This window comes from Mesorhizobium sp. M0437, assembly GCF_040321335.1.
Taxonomy (GTDB): Bacteria; Pseudomonadota; Alphaproteobacteria; order Rhizobiales; family Rhizobiaceae; genus Mesorhizobium.
The window spans coordinates 134,993-147,514 of record NZ_JAMYRK010000001.1 but is presented as its reverse complement, the minus strand read 5'-3'; the positions used below and the strand labels follow the sequence as shown (position 1 = coordinate 147,514).

Below are 12,522 nucleotides of genomic sequence, written 5' to 3'. Positions count from 1 at the left end.
CGACCACCTTCGGCCCGGCCGGTTCAGATGCGCTTCTAGTTTGTGTTGCATGCCAGCGATTCGGAGAATTGGCAGGGCTGGCCAAGTGCAGTGAATGCAACACGATCCACCTGCATGGTGAGCTTGCGGCCCGGATCCGAGAACGGCCCCATCCAGCCCTTCATCGTATCGCTGCCCCACAGGCTGAAATAGATCCTTTGCGAATGGGTGGGCAGCTTCGCCGGATCGGTGATCTCGTGGACAAGCTTGCCGTTGACGTACCAGCGCAGCCGGTCCCTTTCCCAGACGAATGCGTAGTCGTTGAAGGCCTTGTCGGTGCCGCCGGCGACGTCGACCAGTTTCTCGTTCTTGCCTTTGCCGGCTATGTAGGCGTTAACCTGGATCTTGGACGTGTCCTTGGTCAGCACCTCGAAGTCGATTTCATCATGCGGCTGCTTGTCGGCATCGCCGACGAAGCTGAAGAATGCCGCGTTGACGCCAGAGCCCGTGTCGGTCTTCATCCGCGCCTCGTAGGTACCGTAGCCGAAGCGCTGCTTGGTCTGGATCTCGGCGCAGGCGAATTCGCGATCCTTCAGCTTGCGCTTCTCGAAACCGAGCGTCAGCATGCCGCCGGAAAGCCCGATCAGGCTTTTGGACCAGGTGCAGTTCTGATGCTTGCCGTTCGTCCAGCCGTCGGAAATGTACCAGCGCGCGCGACTGAGGCTGGTGAAATCATCGACAAAGGACGGCGCGGTTGGGAGATCCTGCGCGCCGGCGGGCACCAGGCCCGCAACCAGACTGCCGAGAACGACCAGCAGAAACGCGCCGTCTGAACGGAGCCGCCGCAGCTTGCCTGGGATCGGGCGCGTGAACGGGGTGCCTCCGGTTGCCGGGGCGGGCGTGCTTTTAAGATCTGCGTTCATATCAAACTCACCTTGTGCTGTGCGCCCCCAAAGCGATCGTTCGAACCGTGACGAAACAACCTGATCTTGACCTCTGTCGCTCCCAAGCTCCGTGTTGTGCCTAAAACCATTGCGCCGACCCGGGTGTTCGCTCAGCCTGTGCCGGAATCGGCGGGCTTCACAAAATCGGTCCTTATGTCGGGACCGTTCTGCCGCTTCTCTTCGAAGATTTCATCCAGCGAATGACGGAGATCCTTCATCATCTGCATCTGGCGCGACAGCGCTGCGATGCGCCGCTCGCAATTCAGGATCGACCTGGTCAGTTCGCCGACTTCGGAAGACCTGCGAGAGGAGACCGCTCCGTTCTCCATCGCCTCAACCAGAAAGGCGGCATTGGTAGCCGTTGTCCTGTAGCGGTTCTCAAGGCCGCTCTTCTCCGCCTCGACTTCGGCCGAGATCTGGTCCAGCAGCTTTGCCAACCGATCAAGGCGCGAGGTGTCGGTCTGCGTGTCGCGCGCCGGATCTCTCGACCGGAAGCGAAAGATCGAGGCCATGCAGTCAGCGCCCCATCATCGTCGAGCTGGTGAAGGGCCTTAGTGCCCGTCCACATTCAAAAGACATTTCTTGCATCGTCCAGCTCCTCCGACAGGGTATGTCTCGGGCCAGTTCGGTTGGCCGTCCAAAATTGCTGCACCGCAACATAGATTGCCATTCCCTGCGCGCATAGGCAACCACCTAGATCGTAAACTCATGAATCTCGTTGAAATGGTGCGAGCCGACCGAAGGGTAAGGGAGTGGCAACCGCCATCGCACGTTGACGGGCCTAGCTTTCGTTGGCCGTGCTGGTTCCGGCCATGAGGAAGCGCAGCGGCGGCACATGCTGACGCTTCGCGGCGAGGCCAGCGCGGCGAAACAGCGCATCCAGCTTGTCGGAGGCAACGCCGCGGACGACGGCTGTGAGGTTGGACGAGCCGGCCAAGGCGTAGGCCGCGGCCGGGGCCAACCCGCGCTCAGCCTTCACGTCTAAAAACTTCCGCAACCGGTATTTGTCGCGGATGTGCCGCTCGTGCCTTCTCAGCGCAGCCTTCGATGCCTCCGGCAAACTGTCGATCGCAAGCAGTGCCAGGTCGGCATCGGCCAGATGCTTCAGGTCCTGGGTCTTGTGCCGTCCGCTCAGCGAATCGGCGCGCACGATCGCGCCGTAGCCACAGGATTTGATGACCTTGAAGCGCGCGCCAAGGGCAACCGCACGCGCATAGAGTTCATAGTCTTCACCCAGGCGCAGCTTCTCGTCGTAGCGCAGCCCATGCCGATCGAGGAAGGCGCGGCTGATCACGGGTTTGAGGAACCCCAGTTCCCCTCGTTGCACACGGCGCCTGGAGATGTTGGCGTCGATGAAACCCTCGAAATCGAGGAATTCCGGCTCGGGCGAGAACGGTGGAGCCACGATTTTCGAAACGTCGGTTGCCGCGTCATCCCTGACAAGCATGATGTTGTCTGCGGCGAAATCCCAATCGGTGCTGGCGAACAGTCTGTGAAACCTGCCTTCGAAAAAGAAATCATCAGCGTCCAGAATGCTGATGAACGGCGACCTGGAACCGGCAATCGCGGCGTTGCGTGCAAAGGATGGGCCGCGATTGGCGTCGAAGCGGATGACGGAAAGACGGCCCGTGCCGTCGCCGGCCGCGTGGGCGACTTTCGCGGTGTCGTCGGTGGACGCGTCGTCGACGACGACAACTTCCGCAACCTCAGGCTCGCGTAATGCCGATGCAATGGCAGCCGGGATTGTCCGCGCCGCATTGCGGGCGGCGATGATCACGCAGACCTGGAATGATGTCATGGACATGCCTCTCGGTTGCAGAAGCCGTTGCGGATTTCCTCGCCCCGTCCGCTCAATGCCCCACCGCCCATTCTGAAATGCATCGGCCCAAACGCCTATGCTGCAAGTGCGAAGCAAGCATCGCCAAAATCATCGGCGCCGTCCAGTTTTTCATTTTGCTGGGTGTCATGGCCCGGTTGGGCAGGCGGCGAGCCTCAATCGGGACGGCTCCAGAAATGCGCCGCTTGGCAGAGCCGTTCCTACACGCTCCATCAGAGCGCTCAACTGGCAGAAACCAGTTGCTGATCCTCGCCGACCGGACGGCGGCGGGGCGGAGCGAGCGCGTCGAGGCCCGCAGTGTCAAGGAATTGAAAGAACAGGAATGCCGACTGCCGGTGTCGTTGAGGCGAGCAATTCGTCAGGGGACCGGCGAGCTTAACCACAGGTCACATGGACATCGCAGACCGCGGCCAGGCCCGAAATCAGTGAAGGCCTCTCCTGGCGCTGAGTTTCTCGGCTTCGGCCGCTTCGTTCGAACTCAGCTTTCGTTCAGCGTCGCGGATTTTGTCGGCCGGGGTCGGGGCATTTCTGGCAACCATGGCAAAGACCAGCAGAAAATAACCCAGTTGGATGACTATAGCGCAGCCGATGACACGAAACAGCGTCGTGCCGAGCGACGCGCCGCCTAAATAGGACCAGACGATCACGATCGCCAGCGCAAAACACATTCCGATAATGAACTTTGGCAGTGACATACCCGATAGCCCATCAACCGGCTCGGGAAAAAATGTCGACAAGCCCACCCCGAGCACCTCCCTTAAACTCTGCGAGCTTATTTAGGTTGCCCGCTTCTGGCCGGTTGCTTCCGGCCTAGCCCAATCTGTCCATAGTCCGACAGAAACAATTTGCAACTCTATTGAGCCGCGCAATAGGCGGCAAGGGCAGCTGCGCAATAAATTTTAAACGAATCCTCGGGATCGACTCTGCCATGGTGCAACGCACACGTCGGCATCACCACTGATTGCCGGATATCGACTCGCTCCAGTAAGATTTATAATATTGAATAGTATTTTTGCATAACATCAGTCATTATCTTGAAATTCTAAATGACGGCAAAGCTCCACAGGAGGGTATAAAGAGCGATTCGCCTAAAATCAGCCCCAAAATTGGACTAGTTTTTCCAAAATTGCCCATAATCTGTCTCTTTTGCGACATAAAGGCGAAATTTTGTGCAGGACGAGTTTATTATTTAGTCAGTTCATGACGCGACTATTACAGCCGTCTGGGAAATTGTGTGTTGCGCTGCAACATTTTTTTGGTATCGTGCGGTAAACCATCCGTTCAACGTATGGAGTTTACGCATGAGGGACCTAGCCAAGCCGGCCGATGCGGATTTTTCGCAGGCCGGCGTCGATTTTCCGCCACCGATTGGCGGCCTGCTCAAACGCAGCTTCGATATTGTCGGTTCGCTGATCGGCCTGGTCGCTCTCAGCCCGCTGTTCGTGATGATAGCGCTGCTTGTCAGGTTTTCCGATGGCGGGCCGATTTTCTATGGTCACAGCCGGATCGGCCGCGGAGGACGGATTTTTCCGTGCCTCAAGTTCCGCACCATGGTTCCAGACGGCGAGCGGGTGCTTGCTGCCTATCTCGCCGCGAATCCGGAGGCCAACGCCGAATGGATAGCGACCCGCAAGTTGAAGAACGACCCGCGGATCACGCGCGTCGGAGCGGTGCTGAGGAAGCTCAGCCTCGATGAGTTGCCGCAGATCATCAACATCCTGCAGGGGGATATGAGCCTGGTCGGGCCTCGTCCCGTGGTGCGCGATGAGCTGGAGATTTATGGCAATTCGGCCGTCTATTATCTTAAATCGCGCCCCGGCCTGACAGGGCTGTGGCAGGTCAGCGGACGCAACGATGTTTCGTATGACAGCCGCGTCGCATTCGACAGGCACTATGTCGAGAACTGGTCGATGTTCGAAGACATCCGCATCATCATCAAGACCGTACCCGCGGTCTGGATGTCGCGAGGCTGCTACTGACGGCCGCTTGCTGGCCGTGCATCGAGGAGCGACTGTCCAGAATTCGGGCCTGGAACTCAGGCCCCTAACTCAGGCATCGGCAGCTCATCGGGCGGGGCAAACCAGATCGGAAACGCTCAGTTGAAAGCAGATATAATCGATATTTTTTGCACCGGTATTCTCTCCAGACGCATGCGGCGAGTACGGCTTTTGACGACTTGCCTTACAATGGCGACCGGCCTGACGCTGTCGCTAGCCTTGCCACAGTTTGCCTTCGCCGACGACTATCGCCTAGGAGCACAGGACAAGCTGACCATTCGCGTGGCGGAATGGCAGACCGTCGAAGGCACGTTCCGTGACTGGTCGGCCATCAATGGAGAATACACGGTCGGGCCCGCTGGAACCTTGTCGGTTCCCTTCGTCGGCGAGATGCCCGCATCCGGCAAGACGACTTCGGAGATCGCCGCATCGCTCGGCGAGGCGCTGCAGCGCAAGCTCGCTCTGGCCGACAAGCCGGAGGCTTCCGTCGAAATGGCACAGTACCGGCCATTCTACATCTCCGGCGAGGTGCAATCGCCCGGCCAGTATCCTTGTGTGCCTGGGTTGTCCGTGCTGAAAGCGATGAGCATTGCCGGCGGAGCCCGGCGGAACCCGGAGAGCGGGCAGCGCTACGACCGCGACCTGATCAATGCGAAGGGCAATTTCGACGTATTACAAGACCAATTGGTCAGGCTGACCGTCAAGCGCGCCCGCATCGAAGCGGAACTGGCGGACAAGCCGGCATTCGCGGTGCCGAAAGAGGTGGCCGACGATCCGAAGCTGCCCAGCATCGTTGCCGATGAGACGGCGATCCTGGCGGCCGACCAGAAGAAACTCAAGCTGCGCTTGCAGGCGCTCGACGATTTGAAGGCGCTGCTGCAGAGCGAGATCGATTCGCTGCAGAAAAAGATCGTCAACCAGCAGAAGCAGGTTGATCTGGCGAAGGAGCAGCTCAACGGCATCGGCTCGCTGGCGCAAAAGGGCCTGGTCGTCAACACGCGGGTTTTGAACTCGCAGCAAACCATCGCCGATCTCGAGGGCCAGATCCTGGATTACGAAACGGCGATTCTCACGGCCAAGCAGTCGATCAGCAAGGCCACCCAGGACGCCATCGATCTCGAGAATACCCAGAACTCCAGCCTCGCGACCGACCGGCAACAGACGGAAGCCGATCTCAACGAGGTGACGCTGAAGCTGAATATGGAAAAGGCCTTGATGTCCGAAGCCTTGTCGGGCAGCCCCATGCCGCAATTCTACGGCAACAACGAACCAGCGGCCTTATCATTTTCCCTGGTGCGGGTGGTCGACGGCAAGACCAGCGAAATCACCGCCGATGAAGACACGCCGGTGCTGCCAGGGGACGTGATCAAGGTCAAACCGGCGCCCCTGGCCATCCAGTAGCTTCTTTCCACCGGAGCAAAGCACCAACCCCGCAGGCAGCGGTCTGCGGGGTTTTTGCGTTTGGGATCTTATGGATCAGAAAACAAGCCGGCCTTCGGGCAACGAACCGCCTGGATCCGCCCGCTCTAGCCTCGCACGGCGTCCGGCTCCTCTAGATGGTTCACGGCGCTCCACCGGGAAGGAGCGACGGCCGGCACCCTCACCAGCTTGAAGTAGCTGTAGTACAGCAGGAACGATCCCATGATGTAGGGATTGAGGGTCTCGACCTCGACGAAGGATCGGATGAACAGAAGCACCATGACGCCGGCAAGAATCACGGACTCGGCTTGCCATGTCCTGAATATCAGCGCCGAGACATGACCCCAGAGCGTGCGCAGGATGATCAGCGAAAGCAGTGTCGCGCCGACGAAGCCGAGTTCCACCAAGGTCTCGATGTAGGTGTTGTGGAAGTGGAAGCCGCTTCGCGCGGCGATATAGAATTCGTTCCACAGCCGCTCGGCCTCGGAGAAGCCCTGCACCCAATAAGCCGCGTAGCCGACGCCGAGGATGGGCGATTGCTGCGCGGCATTCCAGCCCTGTTGCCAGAGGTAGGTTCGTCCGGTGAGCGTCGAATCCTTGCCGAAAAGGCCAAGGACAAAGTCCATCAGCCCGAGATTCAGCGCAATCACGGTGCAGGCGACCAGCCCGCCCGCACCGATCATGAAAATCACCCGGCGATGGCGGAGCGAAAGCAGCTTGCCGATGGAAAGCAGGGCGACCAGAGCGAGAACCGCGGGGGTAGATGCCATCGAAGTGGCGGAATGCGACACCACCAGCAGATAGCCCGATAGAAGGACAATCGGTACGATCAACAAACAGCTTATCCGGCCGCGCCTGAGAAAGGCGAGGTAGACAACGCAGAAATAGATGCCAAGCGATGCGACAAAGCCGATCTGGTTCTTGGAGCTGAACGCGCCGACGAAATTATACGTCCCATCGAGAACGTCGTAGGAATAGCTCGCGACCTTGAGCGAGTAGAGCAGGACGACGAAAATCCCGATCAGGGCACCTATGGTCAAGGTCCGGACGCTGACGGTGCGCGCGGCAATGTAGGCGCAGGCGATATGGGAGCAATATTGGACGGCCGTCCTTGCCGTGGTGCCGGGAGCTGCCGACCAGAACACCGAGAAGCAGACATAGGTTGCGAAGGCCAGCGGAAGCCAGGCGCTGGAAGCGTGCCTTAATATCTTGCGGTAGTCGACCAGGATGAGCGGTAGCCAGACCGCATAGTAGGCCAGGATCATGGCCTGGCCGAAAATGGTCGAGTAGGAAAACGCCCAGATCGAGACGGCAACGGCAAAGCTGCCGTAGACCGTGTTCTTGTCCGGATCGATCAACAGAGATTTTGGAATCTTCATCTCGATAGCGGTTTTCCGTCCTTGCAGCTCAATGCCGATTTCATGGGCCGCTCGTGGGCCGATTCTTCGGATCGATGGGAGCCTCGCCTGCAGGCGCTCGCATTGTGCAGTGCAATATAACCCATCCGGCGCCGCCTGTCACCCGGATGCCAACCGGGCGCGTCGTTCCAGCCGTTCTCTCCATACCGGGCGAGACGATTTGGCCAGAAGGCAGTGCCGTACAATTGACCGGTGCTGGCCCATCATAAGCTGTTCTGAGGTTGCAAGTCCGCGCTTGAACTTGTCCGCCGTTGACTTCACATTCGCCGCCAATTGGGAGGAAGACCACATGCCGATGAGTTTCGCGGGACGATTTGCCGGACGATCTGCTGTTATCACCGGCGGCGCCTCAGGCATCGGCCTGGCCGTCGCGCAAAGGATCACTGGCGAAGGCGGGCGTGTTTCGGTCTGGGATCGCGATGCCGCCCAGATCGAGCAGGCCAAGGCCATTGTTCCAGGCCTGCACAGCGTCACCTTAGACGTCGCCGACCCCATAGCGGTCGAAGCCGCCGCCGGAGAGACGATCGAAGCGCTTGGCGCGGTCGATGTCCTTGTCACCAGTGCTGCCATCACCGGGCCGAACATGACGACCTGGGAGTATTCGGTGGAGGATTGGCGCCGGGTCACCGACATCAACATCAACGGCGTCTTCTTCTGCAACAAGGCGCTGGTCCCGCATATGCTCGAACGCAATTACGGCAGGATCATCAACATCGCCTCGATTGCCGGCAAGGAAGGTAACCCGAACGCCTCGGCCTACAGCACCTCCAAGGCGGCGGTGATCGGCATGACCAAATCGCTCGGCAAGGAACTGGCCAAGACCAAAGTAACGGTGAACTGCGTCACGCCGGCGGCCGTGCGCACCGCGATCTTCCAGCAGATGAGCCAGCAACACATCGACTTTATGCTGTCCAAAATACCAATGGCGCGGTTCGGCGAGGTCGAGGAGGTGGCGGCGCTGATTTGCTGGATCGCGTCCGAGGAATGCTCGTTCACGACGGCTGCCGTCTTCGACGTCTCCGGCGGCCGGGCGACCTACTGAGGCAGGCCGGACGCAAACCGCGCGACCGGATCGCGGCGCCTTAGTCGTGAAGCTCTCGCGAGATCGGCGGGCCGATCGAAAAATCGCTGAATGTCACCTCAAAGCCCTCGCGCTGCGGCGAACAGCACATCATGCCGACATCGACCGTTTTCGACGGGGGGAAATAGGCAAGCCGCACCGGTTTCCAGTGCTTGTCAGATGGGTCGCGATACTGGACGCGGATCGTCTCGGCATGGCGGGTCATGCGGATCCTGACCCCGTCCGGATCGGCCGGTATGCTGGCCAGCGACCAGTCGGAGGCATCGTTGGTGACGACGACGGAAAAATACATCAGCCCGTCGGTGTATTCGATGCCGGCCTTGATCCAGTGCGTCTCGCTCAGGCGGACCATAAGCCCGGCCTGATCGTAAAGCACCTCATAGTGCCCCTTGACCGTGACTTCGGCGCTGAAATCGCCCTCGACCTCACGATAGAGGAAATGGCCATTGTCGCGCCAGAAGCCGTAGAACGTCTCGCGCCAGAAGTCGGTCTCCTCGCCGGTCCGTACATGCACCGTATTGTTGCCGAAGGCGTGGTGCGGCGGCGGATTGAGCCAGGTCAGGTCCGTATTCTCAGATGCCATCGACTTGCTCGCTGCCTGGCTGGTCTGCCGCCTTTTCTTAGCCGGCAAACGTGTAAGCGGTCTTCACCGTGGTGTAGAACTCTGCGGCATAGCGGCCCTGCTCGCGCGGGCCGTAGCTCGATCCCTTGCGCCCGCCGAAAGGCACGTGGAAGTCGACGCCCGCCGTCGGCAGATTGACCATGACCATGCCGGCTTCCGAATTGCGCTTGAAGTGCGTGGCATGCTTGAGGCTCGAGGTGCAGATGCCGGAGGTCAGGCCGAACGGCGTGTCGTTGGCCACCGCCAGCGCCTCGTCATAATCCTTGACGCGGATGACGTTGGCGACCGGTCCGAAAATCTCCTCGCGCGAGATGCGCATGGCGTTGGTGGTTTCGGTGAACAGCGCCGGCTGCAAATAGAAGCCGCGGGTTTCACGATCGAGCCGCTCGCCGCCGAAGGCGAGATCGGCACCTTCCTGACGTCCGATGGCGATATAGTCCTCGTCCTGTTTCAACTGGCTCTGGTCGACAACCGGCCCGATCTGGGTCTTGGCATCGAGAGCGTCGCCGACGACCAACTTGGCCATGCGGTCCTTGAGCGCCTCGACGAAGCGGTCGTGAATGCCGTCCGTCACCACCAGCCGGGACGACGCCGTGCAGCGCTGGCCGGTCGAGAAGTAGGCACCGTTGATGGCGCAGTCGACAGCGACGGCAAGGTCGGCATCGTCGAGCACGACAAGCGGGTTCTTGCCGCCCATTTCGAGCTGAAACTTGCGCATGTGCTCGACGCTGGCGGCGGCGACGCGCTTGCCGGTGCCGACCGATCCGGTGAAGGTGATCGCGTTGAGGTCAGGACTGTCGAGCATGGCCTGGCCGACCACCGAACCTTTGCCCATCACCAGGTTGAGCACACCCTTGGGCAGCCCGGCGCGGTGCAGGATGTCGACAATAGTCCAGGCGCTCTCCGGAACGAGTTCCGCCGGCTTGAAGACGATGGTGTTGCCGTAGGCCAGCGCCGGAGCGATTTTCCAAGCCGGAATGGCGATCGGAAAATTCCACGGCGTGATGATGCCGACGACGCCGACCGCTTCACGGGTGATCTCGACGCCGACGCCGGGCCGCACGCTCGGCACCAGCTCGCCCGACAGGCGCAGCGTCTCGCCGGCGAAGAAGTCGAATATCTGGGCGGCGCGGACAGTCTCGCCGATGCCCTCGACCAGCGTCTTGCCTTCCTCGCGCGCCAACGCCCGGCCGATTTCATCTTTCCGCGCGGTGATCTCGTCCGACGCCTTCCTCAGCACCGCATGGCGGGCCAGCAGGCCCGATCGGGACCACGCCGGAAATGCCGCCTTCGCCGCCGCGATGGCCTGCCGGGCGTGCTCGGCGCCTCCCGATGCATATTCGCCGACCACGTCGTCGAGATTGGACGGGTTGATGTTACGGGAGCCGGCATCGCCTACCCACTCTCCATCGATGAGGTTCTTTCGAAACGGGATCATGTCGCTGTCTTCCTTGTCGTCCTTCGATCGCCGTCTATCTGGACCACCGACCGCCGCACCGCAAGGCCGAAGCCGGGCAAACTTCTCCTCCTCGACAGGCATGTGATAGGTGTCGGGGCGGGAAAGACGATTCCAGTGTGGTGCGACGCCGATCGCACGGGAGGAAAGCATCATGTCCGACAGCGCCTTGCCGCTGGTGATCAGCGCACCCGAACCGCGCACGCTCGACCTGATCTTCACGCCGGCTGCGCTGGCGAAATTTCGATCGAAATACCGCATCGTCGAAATATCGCCCGAAGCGGTGGCGGCGCTGCCGGCCGATATCCTTGGCGAGGCGCGCTACATCGTCGGCCAGCCACCTATCGTGCCGGAGACGCTGGAAAAAATGAAGGCGCTGCGCTGCATCTTCAATGTCGAGAGCAACCTCATCAACAACATGCCCTACGAGACGCTGTTTTCGCGCGGCATCCATGTCGTCACCACCGGGCTGGTGTTTGCCGAACCGGTGGCCGAGCTCGGCCTTGCCATGGCGCTCAACCTCGCCCGCGGCATCGTCGACGCCGACCTCGCCTTTCGTCAGGGCAAGGAGCTGTGGGGCGGCGACGGCAACCGGGCGGCGCGGCTTCTTTCCGGCGCGGATGTCGGCATTATCGGCTTCGGCGATCTTGGCCGTGCGCTCAACCGGCTGCTGTCAGGCTTTCGCACGCGGACAAAAGTCTTCGACCCGTGGCTGCCGCCGTCGATCCTGATCGAAAACGGCGTCGAGCCCGCCTCTCTCGACGACGTTCTGTCGAACAGCGATTTCGTCTTCGTCGTCGCTTCGGTGACTAGCGAAAACCAGGGCTTCCTCGGCGCCGAGGCGTTTGCCAGGATGCGCAAGGGAGCCGCTTTCATCCTGCTCAGCCGAGCCGGCGTGGTCGATTTCCCGGCACTGATTGACGTCGTCCGCAGCGGCCATATCGTCGCCGCCAGCGATGTTTTTCCTGAGGAGCCGCTTGCCCAGGATCACCCGGTCCGCACATTGCCGGGGTTCCTGCGCTCCGCCCACCGGGCGGGTGCGCTCGACATCGCTTTCAAGCGGATGGGCGCCATGGTGCTGGAAGACATGGACCTGGTCGACCGCGGCCTGCCGCCGATGCGTTCGAAGCGGGCCGAGCGTGAGACCGTTTCGCGAATGCGTTCGAAGCCGGTCGACAAGAATTAGGCCGTCTGCCCGACGGGTCGCACATGCTCAGATGGTGAAGGACCAAAACAGGCAGGCCAGTGTCGCTGCGGCGAAGACGACGAAGAACAGGCTTCGCAACAGGATGTTCCGGCGCAGCTCGTTGATGAAGAGATGGCATCCGACGACGGCTGCGACAAACAGGAACCGCCAGTTCAGCAGTGCCGGGAGCACATCGCGCTGACCGAAAGCAAATCTCGCGGCGAGACATCCAACGATGACCGCAAACAACAAGATGACCGTCCAGAAGATCGCATCGGCGGCATGTGTCAGGACGATGCCAGCGAGCCTGATCGGCAGAACCATCATCAGCAGTGCGCTGAAAAAATAGATCGCCGCGAGCGGAATGAACGTCCCCGCATCGGCGATGTCGCTCAAGCGCTTGGCACCGATCGCGCCATAGGGATAGCCATGCCTGGCCACCATCAGGCTGAGCGCCATCAGCAAGGCCGTCAGCGCGGCGGCAAGCGCGAATGAGGTCAGGGCTTTGCTCATGAGGCTCCCGTTCCGAGCGAATCGAAGTCAGAACGTTGGTAGCCCATGGTTTGTAAATTGCTAGTAAGCA

The 12,522-nt window shown here is 60.6% G+C and carries 12 protein-coding genes; 4 read left to right on the top strand and 8 right to left on the bottom strand.

Annotated elements, in window-relative coordinates; translation table 11 throughout:
• Positions 1-35: 35 nt before the first annotated feature.
• From exoK to NKI72_RS00605, 4 genes are all read right to left on the bottom strand, one after another.
• The gene (gene exoK / locus NKI72_RS00620; RefSeq protein WP_352849782.1) at positions 36-902 is read right to left on the bottom strand and encodes an endo-1,3-1,4-beta-glycanase ExoK; all 867 of its coding nucleotides are present in this window, start codon (positions 900-902) and stop codon (positions 36-38) included.
• 131 nt (positions 903-1,033) lie between these two features.
• The gene (locus NKI72_RS00615) at positions 1,034-1,435 is read right to left on the bottom strand and encodes a hypothetical protein (protein WP_352849781.1); all 402 of its coding nucleotides are present in this window, start codon (positions 1,433-1,435) and stop codon (positions 1,034-1,036) included.
• 269 nt (positions 1,436-1,704) lie between these two features.
• Positions 1,705-2,727: a glycosyltransferase family 2 protein gene (locus NKI72_RS00610; protein WP_352469920.1), complete on the bottom strand. Its 1,023-nt coding sequence runs from the start codon at positions 2,725-2,727 to the stop codon at positions 1,705-1,707.
• Positions 2,728-3,182: 455 nt separating this feature from the next.
• On the bottom strand, positions 3,183-3,503 hold the full coding sequence (locus tag NKI72_RS00605; RefSeq protein ID WP_352469919.1) for an exopolysaccharide production repressor protein: 321 nt from the start codon (positions 3,501-3,503) through the stop codon (positions 3,183-3,185).
• Positions 3,504-4,061: 558 nt separating this feature from the next.
• On the opposite strand from NKI72_RS00605, the gene NKI72_RS00600 reads away from it, so the two are divergent.
• Both NKI72_RS00600 and NKI72_RS00595 read left to right on the top strand, forming a co-directional pair.
• On the top strand, positions 4,062-4,739 hold the full coding sequence (locus NKI72_RS00600; protein ID WP_352849780.1) for a sugar transferase: 678 nt from the start codon (positions 4,062-4,064) through the stop codon (positions 4,737-4,739).
• Between the two features lie 207 nt (positions 4,740-4,946).
• Positions 4,947-6,158, top strand: coding sequence for a polysaccharide biosynthesis/export family protein (locus NKI72_RS00595; protein ID WP_352540403.1), 1,212 nt, complete (start codon positions 4,947-4,949; stop codon positions 6,156-6,158).
• A 125-nt stretch (positions 6,159-6,283) separates the two neighbouring features.
• Here the strand turns inward: NKI72_RS00595 and NKI72_RS00590 are convergent, their stop codons facing one another.
• The gene (locus tag NKI72_RS00590; protein WP_352454701.1) at positions 6,284-7,555 is read right to left on the bottom strand and encodes an O-antigen ligase family protein; all 1,272 of its coding nucleotides are present in this window, start codon (positions 7,553-7,555) and stop codon (positions 6,284-6,286) included.
• Between the two features lie 328 nt (positions 7,556-7,883).
• On the opposite strand from NKI72_RS00590, the gene NKI72_RS00585 reads away from it, so the two are divergent.
• Positions 7,884-8,636 carry an SDR family NAD(P)-dependent oxidoreductase gene (locus NKI72_RS00585; protein ID WP_352448445.1) on the top strand — a complete coding sequence of 251 codons (753 nt, stop codon included), beginning with the start codon at positions 7,884-7,886 and terminating at the stop codon, positions 8,634-8,636.
• A gap of 40 nt (positions 8,637-8,676) precedes the next feature.
• Here the strand turns inward: NKI72_RS00585 and NKI72_RS00580 are convergent, their stop codons facing one another.
• Both NKI72_RS00580 and NKI72_RS00575 read right to left on the bottom strand, forming a co-directional pair.
• The gene (locus tag NKI72_RS00580; protein ID WP_352448444.1) at positions 8,677-9,258 is read right to left on the bottom strand and encodes a DUF1349 domain-containing protein; all 582 of its coding nucleotides are present in this window, start codon (positions 9,256-9,258) and stop codon (positions 8,677-8,679) included.
• 37 nt (positions 9,259-9,295) lie between these two features.
• Complete coding sequence (locus tag NKI72_RS00575) at positions 9,296-10,732, bottom strand: aldehyde dehydrogenase family protein (RefSeq protein ID WP_352454833.1); 1,437 nt, start codon at positions 10,730-10,732, stop codon at positions 9,296-9,298.
• A 175-nt stretch (positions 10,733-10,907) separates the two neighbouring features.
• Between NKI72_RS00575 and NKI72_RS00570 the strand changes: the two genes are divergently transcribed.
• Positions 10,908-11,939 carry a hydroxyacid dehydrogenase gene (locus NKI72_RS00570; protein ID WP_352849779.1) on the top strand — a complete coding sequence of 344 codons (1,032 nt, stop codon included), beginning with the start codon at positions 10,908-10,910 and terminating at the stop codon, positions 11,937-11,939.
• Positions 11,940-11,966: 27 nt separating this feature from the next.
• Here NKI72_RS00570 and NKI72_RS00565 read toward each other — a convergent pair whose 3' ends face one another.
• A complete protein-coding gene (locus tag NKI72_RS00565; protein ID WP_352849778.1) occupies positions 11,967-12,452 on the bottom strand; it encodes a hypothetical protein in 486 nt (161 codons plus the stop codon).
• Positions 12,453-12,522: the final 70 nt, after the last annotated feature.